The following is a 23,079-nucleotide window of genomic DNA, read 5'->3' as shown; positions in this document are numbered from 1 at the left end:
ACAAAGGATAAACACATGTCTGAATTTATAAAATCAAAAGCAGCTATTGCGTGGGGTCCAAACCAACCTCTAAGCGTTGAAGAAGTTGATGTAATGATGCCTAAAAAAGGCGAAGTAATGGTAAAAATTACCGCTACTGGTGTTTGTCACACTGATGCATTTACTTTATCAGGTGAAGATCCTGAAGGTATTTTCCCAGCAATTTTAGGCCACGAAGGTGCAGGCGTTGTGTATGCAGTGGGCGAAGGCGTAACCAGTGTTGAAGTAGGCGATCACGTTATTCCACTTTACACCGCTGAATGTGGCGTATGTAAAATGTGTACTTCAGGCAAAACTAACCTGTGTTCAGCAGTGCGCGAAACACAAGGTAAAGGCCTAATGCCAGATGGCACTACACGCTTTTTTAAAGACGGCCAACCAATTTATCACTACATGGGTACGTCTACTTTTTCTGAGTACACAGTACTTCCAGAAATTTCACTCGCAAAAGTAAACAAAGAAGCGTCGCTTGAAGAAATTTGTTTATTAGGCTGTGGCGTAACCACAGGTATGGGCGCAGTAACAAACACTGCAAACGTAAAACCAGGCGATACCGTGGCTATTTTTGGCTTAGGTGGCATTGGTTTATCGGCCATTATTGGTGCAAAAATGGCAGGTGCGGGTCGCATTATTGGTGTAGATATTAATACCAGCAAATTTGACCTTGCAACAAAACTTGGCGCAACCGATTTAGTAAACCCTAAAGACTTCGACAAGCCAATTCAAGAAGTGATTGTTGATATGACCGATGGCGGTGTTGATTACTCGTTTGAGTGTATTGGTAACGTTGATGTAATGCGCTCAGCACTTGAGTGTTGTCATAAAGGTTGGGGTGAGTCGGTAATTATTGGTGTAGCCGGTGCTGGCCAAGAAATTTCAACCCGTCCTTTCCAACTAGTAACTGGCCGTGTATGGCGTGGAAGCGCATTCGGTGGCGTTAAAGGCCGTTCACAGTTACCTGAAATTGTTGAGCGTTACATGGCAGGCGAATTTGCTCTTAACGACTTTATTACGCATACCATGAGCCTTGAAGAAATAAACGATGCGTTTGATTTAATGCACGAAGGTAAAAGTATTCGTACAGTAATTCACTACTAATACGCTATTGGTAACCTATGTATTAAAAAAGCCGTAATACTTAATTGTTTGCGGCTTTTAAGGATTTTTATGTTAGAAAATATCTCAAGTACAAAAGTAGCAGGTGGTTGGCACAAACAATATACCCACACTGCAACAAGTACCCATTGCACAATGCGTTTTGCGGTATTTTTACCCCCAGGCGCAAGCGAAACAAATAAAGTGCCAGTGCTTTATTGGCTATCGGGTTTAACCTGTACAGACGAAAACTTTATGCAAAAAGCCGGCGCATTTAAAAAAGCGGCTGAGCTGGGTATTGCAATTGTAGCGCCTGATACAAGCCCACGTGGTGATAATGTCCCTGATGACGATAACTACGACTTTGGACAAGGCGCAGGCTTTTACGTAAACGCAACACAAGCACCGTTCAATACACATTTTAATATGTATGACTATGTAGTTGATGAACTACCTATACTTATTGAGCAACACTTCCCAGTAACCAGTACTAAAGCAATTAGCGGTCACTCTATGGGCGGGCACGGCGCTTTAATGGTGGCACTTAAAAACCCTAAAGCGTTTGTTAGCGCTTCGGCCTTTAGCCCTATTGTTAATCCAATTGACTGCCCATGGGGCGTGAAAGCATTTACGGGTTATTTAGGCACTGACAAAGAGCTTTGGGCTCAATACGATTCGTGCGAGTTGATGAAAAAAGCGCAGCAAGCTGATTTTCTCCCTATACTTGTTACACAGGGCGAAGCCGATGGTTTTTTAGAAGAGCAACTTAAGCCACAAAATTTAGCGGCTGTTGCTAAAAATAAAGGTTACCCGCTTAGCATTGAAATGCAAGCTGGCTACGATCATAGTTACTTTTTTATAAGCAGCTTTATTGACCAACACTTATCATTTCATAGTCAGTTTTTAACTGCGTAATCTCATTAGTGTGTAGATCAGATTTATCTACTTCTACACACTCTTTCAATACTTTACTCACTTGCCTACACACTTGTACCGTATTGCCCTCACCTTTTACTAAATTGATCAGCAATGAGTCTATTTTTAACCCTATATCGGTAAAACTAAACCCGTTTTTGTCTTTCGGTAGAGGTTCGAGTGGATTTTTATAAGGCTCAGAGCGAGCTGGGCTATTACTATATTTATTGGCGCGTGCATTTGACTGTGCCTGCCCATCAATTATAACACCAGCGACTGTGCAGCCACTTAGGTAAATAACACATAAACATAAAGTTAGCGCTCTCATGACTCATCCTGATCAAAAATATTACCTAAATTATAAACATCTTTAAAAATAGTATTGTAAAAATATGTATACCTGTTCTATATACTTAATTTTGAATGGCCTAAGCGTACAATTTAATACAGTGCATCATCATTTTATTAATAAAATGGGTTTAAGCCCTAATACTTAAATTCACTTATACACTCTTTTATAAAGCCCACCAGCTGCAAAATAAAAATAACTAAAAACGGTAAAGCGCCAATAATAGCAATGGTTCTGTTTAGTGGCTCATTATTTTGTACCAGTAAAATAAAGGCACAAAGCCCAAGCGCGAGTGACCAACCATAAATACTCCATGCTTTTGCCTTTTTGCTATTTGTTAAATCACGTATTACTAATATGGCCGAATCGGCTGAGGTAACCACAAAAATAAGCAACAATAACAAGCTTGACCAAATAAGTACGGCGCCTTGCCAGCCTAACTGCTGAAAAAATATAAATAGCCCTTGGGTATAGTCGGCTTTAATGGCATCTAAAATACCGGCATGGTAGGTTTTATCCCATGCGATAGCTGAGCCCGAAAACACACTAAACCACACAATAGTCACAAGCGTAGGTAGCAAAACTACGCCCAATATATATTGCCACACTGGTCGGCCTTGGCTAATTTTAGCTAAAAACACGCCAACAAAAGGTCCCCACGCTAACCACCAAAAATAATAATTGTAGGTCCAGCCATTTGCCCACTCGGGGTTATTAAGTTGGCTTTGTAATTGCCATGCCCCTGTAAAAATAAGCCGTAGGTAATCCCTTGTGCCCTCAATGGCAATAGCCATTATAGGCTGTATGGGCATTAACAAAAGCAGCCACAATAAAAGTAAAAAAGCTAGCCAAACATTAAACTTACTCAGCGTTTGAATACCTTTTTTAAGCCCAAGCTTGGCCGATATTGTATACAGCAATACAATTAAGCTGATTATGATAAAACCAGATACAAGCGCGGACTCTATCCCTAGGTTTATTTCAATTCCCTTGCGTAGCAATAACGTAGAGTTTGCAATTGACCCAACCACACCAAAAAAAATGGCGAGCACGGCCACTAATTTAACAATAAAGGTAAGCCTGTTTTGGTATTTTATATTTATTGCGCCTTTTAATGCACTGATTACCGGTGCGCTAATATCACCACTGCAATGACTGTTTTTTGTTAAGCCACCTAACACAAGCCCAAATACAGCATAAAGAGCCCACGCATGCGCCCCCCAGTTAATCAACGTCAGCGCTAAAGCACTACTTACTTTGTCAGGGTAAAGTGTATGTTTTAAAGGAGAGTTGACTACATTCAACGCAGGCTCTGCAACTCCCCAAAAAATTAAACCGGACCCCATCCCTGCTGCAAAAAGCATAGAAAGCCAGCCAAATAAGCCAAATTCAATACGGGCATTGTCACCGCCTATTTTTCGTCTCCCAAGCGGGCTTATGGCAATAACGATGACTGCAACTAATAAAAAATTTACTAACAAAAAAAACGGCGCCCCTAAAAAACTTAAGGCGTTATTTATAAGTGGTTGCAAATAATTAGTAAGTAATTGAGGCGCCAAAAATGCAATAGCACAAAGAGTAAGGCAAAGTAATAACGCTGTTTTTTCAAGCTTGGTTGTATGTAAAGGCAAGTGAAATACTGTTTATTAATGTTTAATAATAAAATAATACGCACTTTGCATAATTAATTAAACGAATAGGCAGCGTTTATCTGTAAAAGCGTAAATTAACTATGTAAATGTTACCAATTAATCAATTAACGCCTCTCATATTTAAATTTAACACATTGAATTTATACAATAAAATAAGCTGGCCTGTAGGTTGCTATTAGTTTATACCCTTAACTAATAGAGACCATTATGGAAATTGATTTACAGTGGAACGAAATCATCGATAATTTAGTACACCTTGGCATTGCCTACATACTCGCACTGCCTATGGCTTACGACAGGGAGCGAAGCCACCATGGCGCAGGGTTAAGGACTTTTCCACTTGTGGCAGTTGCCTCATGCGGCTATGCGGTAATTGCTATGTCAGTGCTAGAAGGTGCAGAAGCGCAATCTAAAATGCTACAAGGGATTATTACCGGCATAGGCTTTATTGGCGGTGGTGCAATTTTAAAAAATAATAAATCTACATCGGGTACCGCAACAGCAGCAAGCATATGGAATATGGGTTTAATTGGTATAGCGGTTGCCTACAGCCGTTACGAAATTGCTATTTTATTAGCTATCATTAATTTTATAACACTGAGGTACATTAAAAAGTTTAAGTAATGCTAAGGTGTACCATTATGAAATTACTAAAAAGAAGATAAATTGTGAGTAACTACTGCAACCTAAATTAATGTAATAAATCAAGGCGCTTAAAAGCGCTCAAGCTCGCATGACGATACTATATAACATATAATATCGGCAAATTTATACAACGTATTTGAGCTTAATGATGTCGTCTCACTCTACAGCCCCTCGGTTACATCATATTGATTTATTGCGTGGCATTATCATTATATTTATGGTGATTGACCATGGTATGTATTATTGTCTTAATTACTCAGTAACCGATCCTATGGCGGTTCCGGGTACCAGCCCTGTTACTTTTTTCACCCGCTTTATTTCGCACTTTTGTGCCCCTTTATTTGTTTTTTTAGCAGGCCTTTCAGCAGCTGTTACTGAGCATAAATACGCTTCAACTAAGGCATTTTCTTACAATTTAATTGTCCGTGGATTGGTGCTAATCATTTTTGAATTCACCATTGTTTCGTGGTCATGGAGCTTTAACCCCGCTTTTCCAATGTTGTACGCACAGGTCATTTGGGCAATAGGCTGGGGATTTGTCATATTAGGCTTATTACGTTTATTAGGCACTTATGCAGTGCTAATAAGTGCTTTATTGTTGGTGTTTGGCCATAATCTATTTGATGGCGTAAGCTTTGAGCCAAATACGCTTGCACATACACTTTGGTCTATTGCACATCAAAAAAATGTACTTGAACTACCTTTGGGCTTAAAAATGAGAACAACTTACCCAGTTGCGCCCATTGTAGGTTTAATGGCTTTAGCTTACTGCGCGGGAGTATGTTATAAAAAACACCAGTACAAAGCCCAGGTGATGAATTATGCAGCTATATTAGGTGCAAGCTGCCTTGCTTTATACACTGTGCTGCGCGGTTTTAATTTATACGGCGACACTTCAGTATTTACTATTCATACCAATACTATTAATACTGTTATGTCGTTTTTAAACCCGACTAAATACCCACTGTCATTACAATTTATGTTGCTAACCGTAGGCCTTGGGCTAATTGCGCTTAAACTTTTAAGCCATGTTAAAGCCGACTTTTCTCGTAACTTTTTACAAGTGCTTGGTAAAACCAGTATGTTCTCATACCTTACACATTTATATTTATTGCATGCTGTCGCTTGGTTGCTTATCCCTGTTTTAGGACTTAGTTTTAGCGATATGACATACGGTGACACATTAGTAGGCCTTCCACCGGGGTACGGTATGAGTTATGGCGCAACTTTGTTATTTATAGCTGTGGTTATAGGCTTAACCACTTTACTTGCAAAACGCTATTTAGGCTGGAAGCGCAATAATAAGCACACTCTAATTGCTAAGTATATATAACAAAAACCCCACATAATATTGTGGGGTTTTTATTTAAATGTTTATTACCAATAAAATACTTTATAAAAAGCTTTCACCAGTTTGTTTTAAAGTAACCGTTTGCGCCTGTGCACTTTTAATTAATAGCCCACAACGAATATCATTTTTTGAAATTAATATTTTATCAATCTCGTTGGTATTATAATTAACGACTTTGTTTTCACAGCGAAGTTGTACTTTAGATAACGGTTTACTCGCGCTTAGTTCAACCGTACCTTTAGAAAGTAAAGGTAAAACCGCTTTTTCAGACTCAAGCGTTATTTGCTGATTTATAGCGCCAGAATTTTTATAAATGTCATTCACTTGTGCAAGTAATTGCGCTCTATTTTCCTCGCTAAACGTTATTGATTCAATATCGCCTAATGCATCAATTGCATCGTAAGCACGTACGTAGTCTTGTTTTGAAATAAACCATTGTAAGGCATTTTTAATAACGCGTTTTTTTATTTGATCCGGTAAGTTATCTCTAAACAAAAAGGCTTCATAAATAGACTTATCAAAGCTTTTCCAATCTTGCACAAAGTAGCTATGTTGGCTTTTAAGCCAAGCCAGTAAAACTATTTCGACTGTGTTTTTAGTGTGTTCGTTTTCAAGCTCAGTAATATACGTTTTAGCTTCATCGTACTTTTTATCATCAATAAGCTGGCTGGCTTTCTCATAATCGTCAAAAAACGCCGGGGATGCCTGATCGTTCGAAAAACTAGCATGTACATTTTGCGAGCTTACCGTAATAGTTTTCGCCGTAGGCACGGCACTGCCATTTATCTGTGCACTTTTATAATTAAGCTTAGAAACATAATCGAGAACTTCTCGTTGATATTTTTTTTGACCAAGCGAAGCCACAATTTCGATATCACTCACTTGGCCGTTTTCATCAACCACGTAGCTACTTAAATTAATCCCTTCTAACCTTGAAGCACGCGGCGAGGTATTAGTGAGCTGGTCGTAATTTTTATTAATAATTTCAGCAGCTACAAAATCATCTGCTGATACTGATAAGTGAGTAAAGGTTGAAGCGAGAGAAAGTGCTAATAAAAGTTTTTTCATCGATATATCCATCCTAGATTATGTTTCTATTATAAAAACAAAGGTACTCCATAAATGCAAGTTAATCCATAAAAAACACGTCATTTTTTAATCAACTTTATACCAATCCGCTTTATTAAGTGATCTATTTTAAGGTTGGAGAACGTGTTTGTAGCTAGGAAAAAAAGTTGGCTATTTAATTATTCTAACTGAGAATTTTAACGCAGGTAGCGACATGTTTAGCCGCACAAAATGATTGAGTATTACGGATTGGTATTATTATGGTTTTTATAAAAAACACAGGCATAAAAAAAGGCGCCTTAAACAGCGCCTTTGGATTCAAGTATGTGTGCTTAAAACATATCTTGATAGGAGTTGGTTGTATTAAACGAAATTGCTTTATCAAAACCAGGAAGCTCTATGCCGTCCTCGCCAATTACAATGTCGTTATCGTCAATCGCGCCATCACCAAAACGATATACTAATTCGTACTTTCCAAGGTCAGCTTGCGCTTTATAGGTATTTTGCGCAGCAACAACGGATGTGTTTTTATCAGCGTAATCACTCATCGCTTTTTCACCATGGCGCTTAGCAAGCATTTGTAGTGTTACTTTAGCGCTAAGTACAGTTGCAGTGGCGTTATTACCGCCAAAACCTTTTGAGTTTATAAAGGCTATGTCCATGTCGCCACAGTCGTAATGACTGTTACGTATATCTAAGTGATCAGTATAAACATCGTCGGCAACTTTATCTATGGTAGTAATACCCGGCATAATATTATGACTAAATACACCCAGCGCAATAGCGAGCTGATCGCCACTGGCGGGGGCAATTGTATGCCCTACATAAGCTTTTGGCGCCGTCACTTTCCAGCTATCAATGGCAAACGTTTGTGCCACTTTATGATAAATAAGTGACTCTGTTACTCTATTTTGCGGCGTGCTAGAACCATGCGCTAAAATAAAGCTGCGCTTTTGTAACGCCTCTTTACCTAATAAACTTGTTGCAAGCGCTGCAGATTTAGCCATGGTAATGTAATTACCCGGACCCGGTGAGGTGATTGATTTTTTTATACCATCGGCATTTACAAATACATCAGGCACTGAGCCCATAATATCTGCACCTAGTTCAAGTGCTAACGCATCGTCCATTAAAATGGCCACTTGTGCGCCTTCACCTAATGTAAAGCCACAGTTTTCGCCAAATGGACGGCTGCTTTTACGGTAATTTGGCTCTTGTTCACTGCTTAAATTATCTAAACGGCGCAGGCCTTCAACATTAGCAAGGGCGCTCATATTACCAAAGCCTTCAACTACTTCAGGCGTGATAGCGCATTCAACACTTGCTACTACCGCAACACGGGTTCGCCCTGCTTGAATATCGTTTACTGCAGCGCGTAAGTTATATAAAAATGTAGCACATGCACCCGAGGTAGAAAACGTAGTACCTACATTACCTGTAACGTAGGCGTTTATAAAATCAGTCGACATCGTGTTTAAGCCAAGTGCTAATTGCTTTGTACTAACACGATCGCCCTGCTGGCGTGCTTTAACTAAACCGCCTAATCCTTTGTCGTCCATTTGGCCAATAACCGAGGCTGAATAAGTACCAATTTTATCTGGCTCTACACTATTCATTATGCGTTGCCAATCAAGACCAGTTGACTTAATAGCATCGTTTGCTGCAAATATAGTGGCTTGCAAACCACGTGGCTGGTAACGGCTATTATACATTATTGATGGATCAAACCCGGTAGGAAACTGCCCTGCCGATTTAATTGGGTTATCACGGGTAGAATCTAATTTTACATCTAGCTCTGCCGCTATAGTCACTTTTACTTTTTTGCCTTCAAGCTCTTGTACTTTCCAACTGGCAGGCACTGGGGTTGGTAAATCGCGTGCGCGCGTTTCAAATACAATTGCGTTTTCATCAGAGGACTTTAACGTCATTTTTTGCTGCCAAGGCGTGGCATCTGCGTCAAAATGTTCTTTTTCAATTTTACGAATAAGTGTGCCAGCAATAATTTGCTCACCAAAGCGTGCTTCTATGTCGCTTTGCTCAACATTATTACCGTTTGTGTCTTGTAATTGACCATCAACAACGCGTACTAAGTTCATTAATGTGGCGAGGCCTAAAAATGTTTCACTACGAGCTTGTGCGTTTAATGCGTCTAACACGATACGGCGGTAACCTTGATGAGAAGAAGTACGGCCAGCGGCGTTAATACCACCCATGCCTACTATTACGGGTAATGCAGTCATAATTAACCTTTAAAACGTGTTATTGGAGAAGCAAACAGTTTAATTGGATTAACCACAGAGTTTTGTGCTTTAATAGCCAAATATTCAGCATTAAAGGCCAAAAAGTACTGGTCGGAGCATTCACATGCATAAAAAATCAGTAAACCCAGCGTTAAATATTGCCATAGCAGTGTACCCGCATTTACTTATTACCAGTTTAACACTGCCTATTGAAATGCTAAGAGCCGGTGAGGCTTATGCAAAAGGCCATTTAAGCCACACGGATTTTAGACCGCTTAGTATAAATTTAATTGCTAAAAATAATGAGCCAATACAAAACCGTACTGGGCTTGCCATAGTCCCCGACTGCACCACACACAACGCGCCCTACAACGACTTAATTATTGTGCCCGGTATATGGCGAAACCCTCGTCCGGTCGTACGTACTAATAAAGAAGTGGTGGAATGGCTACAAGAAAGCTTTGAAACCGGCAGTCATATAATTGGTGTAGGCACGGGTAATTGCTTAGTTGCAGAGGCAGGCTTACTTGATGGGCACCCTGCAACAACCCATTGGCATTACGCCAAACAATTTAGCCATGACTACCCATTAGTGCGCTTAAAGCCCGACTTTTTTATCACCCAGTCAGAGCGCATGTATACGGTGGCAAGTTTAAATGCCCTTGCCGATGTAATCGTTCATATTATTAGCCAATACTATGGCAAAGCAGCAGCTCAACATGTAGAGCGTAACTTTTCGCACGAAGTACGTAAACCATACGAAGATCAGCGCTACCTTGAAGGCGCGGTTGACCGCCATCCAGATGAACTCATAGCGCAAATTCAGTTTTGGCTTAAAACTAATTTAGCCAGCGAGTTAAACTTACAAGAAGTAGCTGCCCAATTTAGTTTGAGCTACCGTACATTTACCCGCCGCTTTAAGCTTGCAACTAATCAAAGCCCTATAGAGTATTGGCAACAATTACGGGTAGAAGGCGCTAAAGAGTTATTAGCTTCATCTAATTTAACGATTCAAGAAGTAGCACTTGAGGTCGGCTATAACGACCAAGGTCATTTAACCCGCGTATTTAAAAAAGTGCTTAGCCAAACGCCAAGCGAGTACAGAAAAGTAGTGCGAAGAAAACTATTTGGCTAATACAAAGCTGCATTTAAGTGGCTTTTTTCCTTATATAAATTACACTATTAGCTAAAATCCTAGCTAGGTTATTGTATGAGCGATGAAATAAAGCAGCATCTTTTTGAACAACAAAATAATGGCTCAGTGGACGAAAAGTTATTAAGGTTACTTTCGCTTGTTCGCAAACATCTTAAAATGGATGTGGCGTTTATATCAGAATTTACACAAACAGATCGGGTTTTTAAGGTGGTCGATAATCATACCGATAACCACTGCGTATCAGTAGGTAATTCAGATCCTATTTGTGAGACTTACTGTAAAAAAATTTCAGACAACGACCTTTAACCAATAATTCCTAACACACATAAACACCCTATTACTAAGGTTATGCCGGTCACCAAAAAATTAAATATAGGCGCTTACATAGGTGTGCCGATTGTTTTAGCATCAGGCAAAACGTACGGTACCTTTTGCTGTTATAAAACCACATTTGATGACGATTTAAATGATAGAGATCTGGCTTTTTTAAAACTAATTTCAGAGCTTGCTACCGAGCTCATTGAACAAAGATCACAATCAGAGATCATAAGTAATGAAACAAAAATACTCATAGAAAATATTATAAAAACAAATGCCATCACTATTTATTTTCAGCCAATTTTTAACCTAGCGACGAATCGGCTATCGGGTTATAAATCGCTTTCACGCTTTTTTACTCAACCTTACAAAACCCCCGATGTATGGTTTAAAGATGCCGACAACTTAGGGCTAGGTGAAGCACTGGAAATTCTTGCTATACAAAACACCCTGCATTGTATGGATGAACTTGCTCCACATACCTACGTGACTATAAATACATCCCCTGCACATATATTATCGGGCTCAATTAATAATGTATTACAAAACGTTGATTGCACCCGCATTATATTAGAAGTCACAGAGCACTCGCCTATTTTAGATTACCAAGCTATGCGCGCGGCACTTGAGCCACTGAGAAATAAAGGCGTAAAATTAGCTATTGACGATGTAGGTGCTGGGTTTTCGTCTTTTCAGCACATACTGGAGCTAGAAGCCGATATTATAAAACTTGATATAAGCCTGACTGAAAATATAAATAACGACCAAAGAAAGTTTTTACTCGCAAAAGCATTATGTGGTTTTGCAAAAGCAATTAATTGTACGATTGTAGCTGAAGGCATCGAAAATAAAGAAGAGCTTTTCACATTGAGGCAGCTAAAAGTAGATAACGTACAAGGCTATTTTATTGGTCGCCCTGCACCTATTAACGAGGCAATAGAGTACCAAGCAGTCACGCTTTAGTTAATACACTCATATAAAAACGCCACTAAATTAGTGGCGTTAAATCAGTGGCTTTCTGGGTCGTTAAAGTCTTTTCGGTAGTAACGTTTTTGATAATTTTTTACTTTAGTGTGTACGCCTTTGCTTAGGCTTTTAAATTTTGCCTCCAGTACATCTACACCGTATAAAATACCAACCACCAGCACCGAAATTTTAATGGCAGCACCTAAATTGTCGGTGGCAATCATTACCCCAATTGAGGCAAGCACCCAAATGGTTGCAGCAGAGGTTACCCCTACTACAGCGCCGTCTTTTGCAAGCATGACACCTGCACCTAAAAAGCCAATACCTGTAATTATTTGCCCCACTACACGAGAATGATCAATCACATCGCCTTGTAAGTTAAACGCGGTTGATAAAAACAAATACGTGCCCAGCGTTATGAGCGCTGAGGTACGAATACCCACAGGTTTACCGCGCAATTGCCGTTCTAAGCCAATTATTGCACCGCAAAAAGCGGCGGTGCCAATGGCTGCCCACGAATAAGGGGCTACATCAATTAAATCTAAAAAAGTCACTCTTTACTTAAAACCTATTAATTATTAGCAATGGCCACCGCGGTTCTTAAACGTTGGCTACCAAATGCTGACATTTTACTAAAATCACTGCGCGCTATAGGCACGTACTGGCAATCTATTGCGAGCTGTTTGTCACTGCCTGGCTCGCAAAATGGGTCATGAACATACACGCAGTGGTCATCAAGGTGGGTAACGCACACCCAATGAGGTGATTTTTTACCATCAAACCGGTATGTGCTAATTAGTAACAGCACACTAAAGCCTTGGCTTAACCACTGTTCAATATGCTCAAGCTCTACATCTTTATAGCTAAGCGGTATATTTGCCTGCGCTATACCCTCTACAAATTGTTGGTGTACTGTTGAAAGCACCACTTTTTTATTTTCACTGCGTACACCATCTAAAAACAAAGGCTCTGTGGTATTTACCATTACCTCGCTTTTAAAGCCGCGTTTATTAGCCGCCAACGCTAAACCAAACGGATGGCAACCACCGTGGCCCGATGTCATAAAAATGGTGGTGCCTTCGCGCCAAAGTGCCAGCTCATGTGATTGGCTAAGCTTAGTTGTTGGCTTAAGTGCCCCCATTGCCATTAATAGCGCAGCAGGCCCACAGGTAAACTCGGTAGTTTGTTGGTACCACGGCGTTAATCGCGCTACTTTAAGCTCACTCGTTTGGCGAATATTTTTTTGCATTCGCAGTGCATCACTGTGATCGTCATAATAATCGCTATATTGGCCAAACACTCTGTAACCCAAACTTTTATAAAGCCCTATCGCACTTTCGTTATTTACGGCCACTTCTAAACGTAAGTAAAGCCGGCCACGCTCACTGGTTTGTTTTTCAAGCTCAGCTAATAACATTTTAGCAATGCCTTTACCTTGCATTGTGGGTTTTACAGCAAGCGAATATAAACGCGCTAAACGCGTGCCTTTATGGCACCACACCAGCCCATAGCCGCATACTTGCTCGCCATTATCGGCAACGAGCAAAATACCGTGCTTAGCATTTAACCAGCGCTTTAAGCTACGCGGGCTCAATTTATCGTTATTAAAGCAAGTATTTTCAACGTCAATCAATGCGTTTAAATCACTGCTAAGTGCCTGTCGAATAACAAGGTTACGCATGTTATTACCCACGGCCTCGCGCTTCTAAACGTTGTTTAAATTCATCCATAATGATCATGTATAGCTCGTCGCCCAAATAGCCATCTTCTACTTTGTGATCAATACTTGGATTGTCATTTACTTCAAGCACATATGCTTTGCCTTGATGTTCTTTAACATCTACGCCATATAAGCCTTTGCCCACAGTTTTACATGCTTTTAAAGCGGCATCTAACACAACTTTTGGTAACTCAAAGGTAGGTAGCGTTTCAAAACCACCAGAGAAAAACCGTTTAGCATCATGATTATAAATTTGCCAATGATTACGCGCCATTAAGTAGCGGCACGCATAAATAGCGCGGCCATTTAATACACCTACTCGCCAATCGTATTCTGTGTACATGTATTCTTGTGCAAGTACCAATGCGCTATATTCAAACAGCTCGGTTAGCTTAGCTTCAAGCTCACTGCGGTTTGCAACTTTAAACACCCCTTTAGAAAACGACCCTTCAGGCATTTTTAAAACCAGCGGATAGGTAAACGACTCTTCTAATTGCTCAAGCGTTTGCGCTGATTGATCAGCCACTACAACCGTTTTTAAGCTCGGCACTTTTTGATAATTAAACGCATCGTGTAAATACACTTTATTACAACAACGTAAAATAGATTCAGCATCGTCAATAACCACTAAACCAAGGCTTTGCGCTTTACTAGCAAGGCGATACGTTGGGTGGTCAATTGCTGTAGTTTGGCGAATAAATAACGCATCAAACTGGGCAATATTGTCTATTTCATCAAAACTGAGTGCTTGCGCATTAATACCATGTTTAGCCGCTGCTTTTATAAAACGGGCAATGGCGTCTTTATCACTCGGTGGTACTTTTTCGTTATGATCAACAAGGATTGCCATATCCCATCTAAAACGGCGCTGCACAGTACCAATGCGCCACTGTGTTTGGGTAAACGTATTTAGTTTTTCTACAAAATTGCCATATTGCTCATCGCTTAAAGAGCTAAGCGAACCTTGCTGTAACAAACCTTGCTGATCTACAAATAAAATAGGCGCTGGGTATTGTTTAAATACCGATTTAGCCGCTTTACTTTGTAGCTCGTTTAAGGCATTACCAAAGTAAATTTCGCCATCAATCGAGCCAATATTTAACATAGGAGCTTGACCGCTTCGAAGCGCGTTTATTGTTTTAACGCTGGGTAACACTTGGTGTTTACGCGCCTCTGCAAGCAAAGAGCAATAGTAACCCTTACTCAAGTATTGGCTTGAGTCGCATAAATTAATAATGCGGGTTTTAGGTTCATTATGTTTTGGGTAATCACGTAAGTAACTATTAAACGTAATTACATTGTCGAACGATTGAGCAAGTGTTTGCTCGTTGTTATCAACCACTATTAAGGTTTTAAACACGACTTTTCCTAGTTAAGTCAGAAATATAAAAAGCATGCATAATAAAATACTCAGCACTATAAATAGAAACACCCATCGTACTAAGTGGGCATTGCGCGTATCACTTAATACGATGGGTGCTTTAACAAATACCTACTGTAAGTGTTAGCGCTTAAATTGCTTAAGCGACATCTGCTTTATATGCCCTTTTTAAAAAACACACAAACGAGATATTTTTAGCGTGAAGATAAAAAATATTGATTAACTATATTTTCCTATTAATGCAGATTAAAATACGCAAAATTAATATTTTATGAGCGTTAAAAATGTCACATCCTGCCTGCCCACAGTGCCAATCTGAATATGTTTACGAAGACCAGCAACTGCTTATATGCCCTGAATGCGCCTATGAATGGAACCCAAATAGTACAAGCGATGAAGACGCAATTTCAGTTAAAGATGCCAACGGCACCCAACTTACTGATGGCGATAAAGTAACCGTAGCCAAAGATTTAAAAATAAAAGGCAGCTCACAAGTCATTAAAATTGGCACCAAAGCGGTCGTAAGGCGTGTTCTTGATAAAAAAGATCACGAGCTAGATTGCAAAGTAGATGGTATTGGCGAAATGATGGTAACAGCAAAGTTTGTGAAAAAAGCTAACTCGTAGGTCGGATAAAGGGCGAAGCCATGCCATCCGACGCGTAATAAAGGCCGAAATTATTTCATTTAACAAAAACTTTTGTACAAAATTAAAGTGTATTATGAAGCTATAGCTTTGTCGGATGGCGCTTCGCTTATCCGACCTACGAAATATTTATATTTTTTATCCGCACCAATTATTTGCATAAATGCCTTGTTTCACGGCTCTATGAAAACTTGAATAAGGCCAATCAGCTACTTGACTAACTAGGCCATGTTTTAACGGATTAAAATGAACATAGTTAACATGATGCAAATAATCATTATCATCCCTAATAGTATGTTCCCAAAAACGGCGCTGCCAAATTCCACGTTCATTTTTACGTTTCCGTGTTTGAGTTAAAAACTCTGTCTTTGGGAGTGATTTTGAAAATCGCTTTTTAATTTCTCGCCAGCGACTCGAATAATCCACATCATCATCTGGTAAAGTTAAAACTGCATGAAGGTGATCGGGCAGCACAACCCATGCATCTATATAAAATGGCCTTTGAGATTTAACAAAACGGATAGACTCCCTTAATAAATCGATATGCTCAACCAACAACGATTTATTCCTATCGAGCAAATTAACTGTAAAAAAGTACGTCCCACCTTTTACATAATTACGACGATATTGCATTGCATATCCATTGTATTATTTGTTACGCATTAGACAAATAAAGCGCAAATTTAGGATATATACAACATTGACGTAGGTCGGATAAATGGCGAAGCCATGCCATCCGACAATTAATTTATAAGTATAAGCGTTTATTGTATTGATATGGTTTTGTCGGATGGCGCTTCGCTTATCCGACCTACATATAAAACTAGTGTTTTATAAAATTTCTACTACCTCGTATTCGTGGTTTTTGCCTGCAATGGTTAGGCTTACTTCATCATCACGTTGTTTGCCTAAAAGTTGTTTACCTAGTGGTGCTTCGGCTGTAACAACTTGAATAGTTTGTCCTTTTACTTCAACCATTAACCCGCCTGCGGCTGGGCCTAAATAAAACCATTTTTGTAGGGCGTTTTCATCTTCTAGGCAAACGAGAGAACTTATAATCACTTTATTGTGAGTGGGCTCTTTAAAAATGGCTTCAAATTGTTTAATGCTTTTGTAGCAATCGTTTACACGCTCGGCTTGCCCTTGTGCTAAATAAGCGGCCTCGAGTCCTAGGGTATCGTACTGCGTTTCTGCAACGCTTTCTTCGTGAGTGGCGGCGTCGTGCGCGGCTTTTGCTGCTTGTTTTGCACTGTTTAATTGTGCTTCGAGTGCAAATTTAAGGTGTTCAATTACGTGGGCTTTGTTCATGAGGGAGCGCTAAAAACCAATGCTGTAAACTATGTGGTTAATTTTAACGTTATAAGGCGCTTAAAACCATTATTTTAAGCGCCTGTGTTTTAATGCAGATTTTTAAAAGCATTTATTGCTAGGGCATATCGAGCAACGCTTGCGTTTCTGCATCTTGTTTTTCTTCGTAATTTTTAGCACTTAACCCTAATAGTTCGGGTAACGTGGCGGCAATACAAATAGATGAGAACGTACCTACTACAATGCCGGTAAATAGCGCGATGGCAAAGCCTTGTAATGGCGCGCCCGCGAGGAGCCAAACACTTGCAACTGTAGCAAGTGAGGTACCCGATGTAATAAGCGTACGCGTTAAGGTACTTTTTATGGCGTTGTTAATAATACTTGCGGGGCTAAGCGCATTATTAGATTTAACACGTAAAAGCTCGCGTACTCTATCGCCTACTATTATAGAGTCGTTAAGTGAGTAACCTATAATGGCCAGCAAACTGGCAAGTACGGTTAAATTAAACTCAATACTTAATAGCGAAAATAGCCCCAGTACCAGTAATAGATCATGCACTAGCGCAACCACAGAGCCAACAGCTAAACGCCATTCAAACCGTACAGCTAAATAAAGCATTACTGCAACCATGGCTGAAAATAGCGCTAAACAACCTTGTTCAAACAGTTCATCACCCACTTGCGAGCCAATATATGCTGATGATAAAACCTCGGCGTTAATGTCTGCATTTTGTGTAATGGCGCTTTGCCAATCACTACTATTTGCTGTTGAACCGCTGGGCGCTTCGCGTAGTTGAAAGTGATTATTACCTTGTGCGGTTAGTTCAAACTCACCATTGTGATTTTTAGTAATAAATTGCTCAAGCTGTTTTAGCTCAACACCTTGGCTGGTGGTAAATTCTGTTAGGTAACCACCGGTAAAGTCGAGTCCAAAATTAAGCCCTTTTTGACTAAGCGTAAATACCGATAGCAGTACAAGTATGGCGCTCAAAAGCATGCCCGAAAAACGCAGACGTGTACCCGCCTCGCCCTTTAAAAAAGTGTTAAGCATGTGCATTTACTCCTGCTTTTTTAGCCATTTTTAAATATACCGTTTGGCTTAGTACTTTTGATACGTACACGCCAGTAAATACCGAGGTTATTAAGCCAAGTGCCAATGTTATGGCAAAGCCTTTGACTGGGCCGTAACCTATTCCATATAAAATAAGCGCGGTGATCATGGTGGTTATATTGGCATCAAATATGGTGTTAGCGGCTTGCTTGTAACCTTCTTGAATAGCTTGATAAGCAGAGCGGCCTTTTCTACGCTCTTCTTTTATTCGCTCAAATATAATAACGTTGGTATCTACCGCCATACCAATGGTGAGTACCAGCCCGGCAATACCCGGAAGTGTTAACACAACCCCTGGTAATAACGACATTAGCCCCACAAGCGACGTTAAGTTTAATAACAGCGCTACGTTTGCAATAAGTCCTAAGCGGCGATACCACGTTGCCATAAAGGCAAGTGTAATACCCATTCCCAGCATCAATGCGGCCAAGCCGTTAGTTATATTTTCTTGACCTAGGCTTGGGCCAATTGTTTGCTCGTGCACAATAGTAACCGGTGCAGTTAGCGAGCCTGCGCGTAATAATAGTGCTAGGTCGGCCGCTGCCTGTTGGCTTTTCATATTGGTAATACTAAAACGTGAACTTAAATGCTGCGCAATATTCGCCACATTTATAACTTCGCTTTTTTTAACGGTTTCACCTTTAGCGTTTTGAGAGTACTCAGAGTAAACCGTGGCCATAGGCTTACCAATATTCGCTTTTGAAAACGACGACATCGCATCGCCGCCTTGTCCATCAAGGCTAAGTTGCACAAGGGGTTTACCCCAGTCGTCGCGCCCTATGGTGGCGTTATTAATATGCTCACCGGTAAAAATTGGCACAGGGTCAAGTTTGATGGTCCCGCCAGATTGCATATCAAATGTTTTACCACCGATTTCTTTTAACTGATAAAACCCAAGTGATGCAGTTGCACCAATAATGCGCTTTGCCTCTGTTGGGTCTTGCACGCCAGGTAGCTCTATGCGTATACGGTTTTTACCTTGGCGCTGAGTGACGGCTTCGGTAATGCCTAATTCTTCTATGCGTGAGCGAAGCGTTGTGAGCGTTTGGCTCATAACTTCTTTATCAAAGCTGCTTCGCCCTTGCTCTGAATAGGTGAATTTTGCATTTTTAATATCACCATTACTTGTTGTTGAAACTGCTAAATTAGCAAATCGACTTTGTAGCTCATTGATTACCGGGGTAAGCTTTTTCGCTCCATTTGGGTGTGCATTTATTTCAAAGCCGTGCCCTGTTTGCAGCACTTTAAGGCCGTGCGCTTTTTGCTTAATAATAATTGATTTTGCTTGTTGATACGCACTGACTAATTGCTCATCAATTGCTTTATCTAAATCTACGTCGAGTACAAATAACACACCGCCGTTTAAATCTAGTCCCAATTTGATTGGCGATAAACCAAACTCTTGCAGCCAAAGTGGGCTCGTTACATGTTCTACAATTTTAACTTGCGTGTTTCGATACTGCGCCTTTATAGCCGCTTGCGCTTGTGCGCTTTTAGTTGGCTCGTTTAACAAAATATTTATAGATGTTTGATTATTTAGCCCTTGCTCAACTTTTAAGCCTTGGTTATTTAAAAAAGTAACTAATGCATTAGTACTTGGCACAACTTGTGTTTCGCTATGAGGTGCATTGCTTACATGTAACCACGATTTATTTGGGTATAAGTTGGGTAATGCGCTAATGGCTAATAAAACCAGCACAATAAGCATGGCTATATAGCTTAATTTAAATTTAGCCATAAACGGCTTGTGATCTTTTTTTACACTTAACATGGTGTTTCCTTATTACCAGAACCGGCAACGTACTTTTTAAAAGCACAATTAATCTCAAGGCTTAAACGTAAAACGTTAAAACCTAATAAAAATTAAATAAGAAAATTAAGCGTGGTAGGTACTTACGGCGGTAAAGAGTAAATTAGCGTCTTTCCAGCCGCTGAGTCGCGACTTTTTGCTATGTGTTACAAGTGTATACCATGGCTGTTGGGCAATAAAAGCGTTGGGGCTTAGGTATATTTCTCTAAAAAGGGTGTGTGCGAAAAATTCAAATACAACGTCGTATTCAGGCTCACTTTGCGCGACATGTAAAAATAACGAAGAATTACTAGCCGTTAACCTAGGTTGATGAGCGTCAAACCCTGTTTGATGTGTTTTTTTGTGCTCACTTCCCTTTACTGATGTTGATATAGGCAGCGTTTTAGCTAACTCAACGCTATCAGCAAACACACTCAATGAGGTGGTTGCAGTGTTTAATTTATGTGTTGCGCACTGCGCACTACTTTGAACACTAAAAAGCGCACAAAACAGCAAAAAAGCAGTTATAAACACACGAACGTTAAACATGGTTGCGTCAAACTAAAATAAGGGATGAGTAGTATATATGGGCAAGTATTTAAAATACAATGCATTACATAAATTATCTTGTAAGATAACTACAACACAAAACTTACCTCGTACTTGCTAATTTAGAGTTATTGAGACTCCCCTACTGAGCTATTGATACTTTTGATTAGCAAAGCCAAAACTATATATGTCTGTGCAATTTTTTGTTCCTTTTTTGGATTATATAGCGCTTTTAACGCACTTTCTAAGCCGGACGTACCAAAGAGGCACCTATAAATCTATTGAAGCAAAAAATAAAGGTAGAAATTATAGAACAGCAAAACCAGCACTTTAGTATTGCACCTGCATATTAAAAAGATATTAATTAACTATATACATTTTAAAATCAAAACTATACCGCGAGATATTTAAATAAATTTAAAAGGATAGTCATTAAATGTAGGTGCATTTTTTAAATTTGTAGGGATTGTTATTTTAAAAATATAGTAGCGGTATGTTTTTTATCATTGCAAAAATAATAATAAATTATGTACAATAGCTGAATATAACAAAATATTTATTTGTTTCGTTATTTTTGTTATGGATAACTAATAATGTGTGCAGGAAGTCATTATGAAAAATAATTTACTAAAGCGTATCTACTCAAGACTTTACACTAAAATGTTTGAGATAAAGTATAGCGTCTTTAACAATAAAGATTTATGCAGCCTCATTACAAAAAACGACATCATATCTTTTGATATATTTGATACTGCTATCCTAAGAAAAGTATACTCACCGTCTGATATATTTTACATAACTGAAAAAGTCTATACTGAAAAGCATGGCGCACTGAGCTTTAATTTCAAAGATGTTAGAACAAAAGCTGAGCCTCAAGCGGCAAAACTAATATCTAAACAAAACTACACAGAATCGATTTGCTTAGATGAAATTTATGATTACATACACGAATCACTAAACATTAGTAAACGCGAATTAAACATTCTTAAATCAATAGAAATGCAAACAGAATTAGAATTCTGCACCCGAAATGAATATATTTTTTCATATTATCAGCAATGTATCGCACAGGATAAAAAGGTTATATTCACCTCTGACATGTACCTACCTAAAGATATTATAAAAAGAATATTATTAAATAATGGCTACGAAAAATATGAAAATATATACTTATCTGGAGAAACAAGAAAATCAAAATCTAAAGGCGGATTATATAAGCACATATTAAAAGAATTAAAATGCAAATCAAAAAAAATATTGCATATAGGTGACAATTTCAAAGCAGATATAATTAATGCACAACATTATAATATAAATATTTTTTATTATAAAAAAGCAAGTGATTACGCATTAAAAAACACCCACTTCAAAAGACTCAGAGAACTTTATAATAAAAACTTATCTATTGAAGAGTCATTATATTTTGCAACAATAATAAATAAAGCATACTCGAAAAGGAATACTAAAAAAGCAGATTTGTGGTACGACTTTGGCTATATATATTGCGGGATAATTTACTTTGGTTTTATACGCTGGCTAACAGCTCAACTAGCCAACAATGAACCAGATAAAGTTCTTTTTTTGGCGCGCGATGGTTATATAATGCATCAAACATATAAGCTTTTAAATAGCGACAGTAGCGCCCCTCCAAGCGAATACATGTACGCATCAAGAAGAGCTATAAACATCCCCACTATCCGAAATAAGATAGATGAAAGCTCGATTAAAATCCTCTGCCATACTTTCCCAAATTTAAGTGTTAAAAACTATCTCGAAAGGGTTGATTTATGTGCTTCTAATTACACTAAAGAAATTTATCAAGTTGGTTTTAATGATAAAGATCAAATTATTTTAAACAATGACGATAAACAGAAACTTGCTTCATTATTTAATTTGCTTGTTGCAGATGTTACTAAAGTTTCAGTAATAGAAAGGCGTTATTTAATTAAATACTTAGAGCAAATTAAATTCATTGGAGCTAAAAAAGTAGCGATTGTTGATATTGGTTGGCAAGGAACTATTCAAAATTCACTTTCTGAGCTAATGAATATTGCAAATGAAAAAGTCGAAATCGATGGTTACTATATTGGCACTTTTCAAACAGCTGCCAAGTTTATTGACAAAGGCATGAATATGTCAGGTTATATGTGTAATTTGTCGGTCCCAAAAAATAATTTTAATATTTTGGCGGAAAGCGTTCATATGTTTGAGTTTATTTTTTCCGCACCTCATGGTTCTGTCATTAAGTTTCGTGAAGAAGGAGATAAAATAGTGCCGGTTTGTGAGCCTAACGAGTCTTCTGCTCAAAAAATTAAAATCATCAATAACTTTCAAAAAGGTGCACTTGATTTTATTTCAGACTTTAAGGAGGTTGAAAAAGCCTTTAAAGAAGTTCACATTAACCCTGAATTTGCTATCAAGCCTATCTCTCGGCTATTAAATAATCCTACCTACAATGAGTCAATACATTTTGGTGATTTAAAGCACTCTGAATACGTTGGTGATAACAGTTATGAAAACTGTTTTGCAAAGGCATCATCACCATGGAAGATGTACTTTAATCCATTAAAATTTCGTAGAAAGTACTCCTCTTCATTATGGAAAGCTGGTTTTAGAAAACGCTACCTTAGGTATGTATTACCTGACAGCTTATACTGCTTTTTAAAACATAGGTAAATGCAGGGTTTCACGCTTACTGAATGTTGTAGTAGCTCTTTTATGGGTATCTATTACAACAGCAAGAAGATTAATTAACGCCATTTACTGGCGATACTGCGGCTTTA

The 23,079-nt window shown here is 38.9% G+C and carries 21 protein-coding genes; 9 read left to right on the top strand and 12 right to left on the bottom strand.

Annotated elements, in window-relative coordinates:
• The first annotated feature begins 15 nt into the window (after positions 1 to 15).
• The gene (locus PSH50_RS08435; protein ID WP_004587830.1) at positions 16 to 1,137 is read left to right on the top strand and encodes an S-(hydroxymethyl)glutathione dehydrogenase/class III alcohol dehydrogenase; all 1,122 of its coding nucleotides are present in this window, start codon (positions 16 to 18) and stop codon (positions 1,135 to 1,137) included.
• Between the two features lie 69 nt (positions 1,138 to 1,206).
• Positions 1,207 to 2,049, top strand: a complete 843-nt coding sequence (gene fghA, locus PSH50_RS08430; protein ID WP_121637414.1) for an S-formylglutathione hydrolase — start codon at positions 1,207 to 1,209, stop codon at positions 2,047 to 2,049.
• Here fghA and PSH50_RS08425 read toward each other — a convergent pair.
• Both PSH50_RS08425 and PSH50_RS08420 read right to left on the bottom strand, forming a co-directional pair.
• The gene (locus PSH50_RS08425; RefSeq protein WP_054982436.1) at positions 2,003 to 2,377 is read right to left on the bottom strand and encodes a hypothetical protein; all 375 of its coding nucleotides are present in this window, start codon (positions 2,375 to 2,377) and stop codon (positions 2,003 to 2,005) included. The genes fghA and PSH50_RS08425 overlap by 47 nt on opposite strands.
• A gap of 158 nt (positions 2,378 to 2,535) precedes the next feature.
• Positions 2,536 to 4,029, bottom strand: coding sequence for a BCCT family transporter (locus tag PSH50_RS08420; RefSeq protein WP_121637413.1), 1,494 nt, complete (start codon positions 4,027 to 4,029; stop codon positions 2,536 to 2,538).
• 228 nt (positions 4,030 to 4,257) lie between these two features.
• On the opposite strand from PSH50_RS08420, the gene PSH50_RS08415 reads away from it, so the two are divergent.
• Together PSH50_RS08415 and PSH50_RS08410 are read left to right on the top strand one after the other, a co-directional pair.
• The gene (locus tag PSH50_RS08415; RefSeq protein WP_004587826.1) at positions 4,258 to 4,674 is read left to right on the top strand and encodes an MgtC/SapB family protein; all 417 of its coding nucleotides are present in this window, start codon (positions 4,258 to 4,260) and stop codon (positions 4,672 to 4,674) included.
• A 169-nt stretch (positions 4,675 to 4,843) separates the two neighbouring features.
• Positions 4,844 to 6,028 carry a DUF1624 domain-containing protein gene (locus tag PSH50_RS08410; RefSeq protein ID WP_273586598.1) on the top strand — a complete coding sequence of 395 codons (1,185 nt, stop codon included), beginning with the start codon at positions 4,844 to 4,846 and terminating at the stop codon, positions 6,026 to 6,028.
• A gap of 60 nt (positions 6,029 to 6,088) precedes the next feature.
• Here PSH50_RS08410 and PSH50_RS08405 read toward each other — a convergent pair whose 3' ends face one another.
• Together PSH50_RS08405 and PSH50_RS08400 are read right to left on the bottom strand one after the other, a co-directional pair.
• Positions 6,089 to 7,114, bottom strand: a complete 1,026-nt coding sequence (locus tag PSH50_RS08405; protein WP_121637411.1) for an energy transducer TonB — start codon at positions 7,112 to 7,114, stop codon at positions 6,089 to 6,091.
• 332 nt (positions 7,115 to 7,446) lie between these two features.
• Positions 7,447 to 9,354 (bottom strand): beta-ketoacyl synthase, encoded by a 1,908-nt coding sequence (locus PSH50_RS08400; RefSeq protein ID WP_273586561.1) that lies wholly within the window; start codon positions 9,352 to 9,354, stop codon positions 7,447 to 7,449.
• Positions 9,355 to 9,478: 124 nt separating this feature from the next.
• Between PSH50_RS08400 and PSH50_RS08395 the strand changes: the two genes are divergently transcribed.
• The 3 genes from PSH50_RS08395 (at position 9,479) to PSH50_RS08385 (ending at position 11,791) form a co-directional block, all read left to right on the top strand.
• On the top strand, positions 9,479 to 10,489 hold the full coding sequence (locus tag PSH50_RS08395; RefSeq protein ID WP_054982430.1) for a GlxA family transcriptional regulator: 1,011 nt from the start codon (positions 9,479 to 9,481) through the stop codon (positions 10,487 to 10,489).
• A 75-nt stretch (positions 10,490 to 10,564) separates the two neighbouring features.
• Complete coding sequence (locus PSH50_RS08390; protein ID WP_273586559.1) at positions 10,565 to 10,816, top strand: hypothetical protein; 252 nt, start codon at positions 10,565 to 10,567, stop codon at positions 10,814 to 10,816.
• A 42-nt stretch (positions 10,817 to 10,858) separates the two neighbouring features.
• Positions 10,859 to 11,791 carry an EAL domain-containing protein gene (locus tag PSH50_RS08385; protein WP_273586558.1) on the top strand — a complete coding sequence of 311 codons (933 nt, stop codon included), beginning with the start codon at positions 10,859 to 10,861 and terminating at the stop codon, positions 11,789 to 11,791.
• Positions 11,792 to 11,835: 44 nt separating this feature from the next.
• Here PSH50_RS08385 and PSH50_RS08380 read toward each other — a convergent pair whose 3' ends face one another.
• The 3 genes from PSH50_RS08380 to PSH50_RS08370 are packed head-to-tail and all read right to left on the bottom strand — an operon-like array spanning position 11,836 to position 14,874.
• The gene (locus PSH50_RS08380; RefSeq protein ID WP_096739680.1) at positions 11,836 to 12,348 is read right to left on the bottom strand and encodes an MgtC/SapB family protein; all 513 of its coding nucleotides are present in this window, start codon (positions 12,346 to 12,348) and stop codon (positions 11,836 to 11,838) included.
• 17 nt (positions 12,349 to 12,365) lie between these two features.
• Positions 12,366 to 13,475 carry a GNAT family N-acetyltransferase/peptidase C39 family protein gene (locus PSH50_RS08375; RefSeq protein ID WP_273586557.1) on the bottom strand — a complete coding sequence of 370 codons (1,110 nt, stop codon included), beginning with the start codon at positions 13,473 to 13,475 and terminating at the stop codon, positions 12,366 to 12,368.
• Positions 13,476 to 13,479: 4 nt separating this feature from the next.
• Positions 13,480 to 14,874, bottom strand: coding sequence for a RimK family protein (locus PSH50_RS08370; RefSeq protein ID WP_273586556.1), 1,395 nt, complete (start codon positions 14,872 to 14,874; stop codon positions 13,480 to 13,482).
• Between the two features lie 305 nt (positions 14,875 to 15,179).
• Between PSH50_RS08370 and PSH50_RS08365 the strand changes: the two genes are divergently transcribed.
• A complete protein-coding gene (locus tag PSH50_RS08365) occupies positions 15,180 to 15,521 on the top strand; it encodes a zinc ribbon domain-containing protein YjdM (protein ID WP_273586555.1) in 342 nt (113 codons plus the stop codon).
• A gap of 156 nt (positions 15,522 to 15,677) precedes the next feature.
• Here the strand turns inward: PSH50_RS08365 and PSH50_RS08360 are convergent, their stop codons facing one another.
• From PSH50_RS08360 to PSH50_RS08340, 5 genes are all read right to left on the bottom strand, one after another.
• Positions 15,678 to 16,172 (bottom strand): transposase, encoded by a 495-nt coding sequence (locus PSH50_RS08360; protein ID WP_273586554.1) that lies wholly within the window; start codon positions 16,170 to 16,172, stop codon positions 15,678 to 15,680.
• Positions 16,173 to 16,370: 198 nt separating this feature from the next.
• A complete protein-coding gene (locus tag PSH50_RS08355) occupies positions 16,371 to 16,847 on the bottom strand; it encodes a GreA/GreB family elongation factor (protein WP_273586553.1) in 477 nt (158 codons plus the stop codon).
• Between the two features lie 118 nt (positions 16,848 to 16,965).
• Positions 16,966 to 17,898, bottom strand: a complete 933-nt coding sequence (gene secF / locus PSH50_RS08350; RefSeq protein WP_273586552.1) for a protein translocase subunit SecF — start codon at positions 17,896 to 17,898, stop codon at positions 16,966 to 16,968.
• Positions 17,891 to 19,729, bottom strand: coding sequence for a protein translocase subunit SecD (secD, locus tag PSH50_RS08345; RefSeq protein WP_273586551.1), 1,839 nt, complete (start codon positions 19,727 to 19,729; stop codon positions 17,891 to 17,893). The genes secF and secD overlap by 8 nt, the downstream gene beginning before the upstream one ends.
• Positions 19,730 to 19,834: 105 nt before the next feature.
• Positions 19,835 to 20,296: a hypothetical protein gene (locus PSH50_RS08340; RefSeq protein ID WP_273586550.1), complete on the bottom strand. Its 462-nt coding sequence runs from the start codon at positions 20,294 to 20,296 to the stop codon at positions 19,835 to 19,837.
• A 612-nt stretch (positions 20,297 to 20,908) separates the two neighbouring features.
• Here PSH50_RS08340 and PSH50_RS08335 point away from each other — a divergent pair.
• Positions 20,909 to 22,972 carry a hypothetical protein gene (locus PSH50_RS08335; protein WP_273586549.1) on the top strand — a complete coding sequence of 688 codons (2,064 nt, stop codon included), beginning with the start codon at positions 20,909 to 20,911 and terminating at the stop codon, positions 22,970 to 22,972.
• The last annotated feature ends 107 nt before the right edge of the window (positions 22,973 to 23,079 follow it).

This window comes from Pseudoalteromonas sp. Angola-7 (assembly GCF_028599255.1).
Classification (GTDB): Bacteria; Pseudomonadota; Gammaproteobacteria; order Enterobacterales; family Alteromonadaceae; genus Pseudoalteromonas; species Pseudoalteromonas atlantica.
Note: the sequence above shows the minus strand (reverse complement) of the source record. Positions and strands in the feature narration are given on the sequence as shown.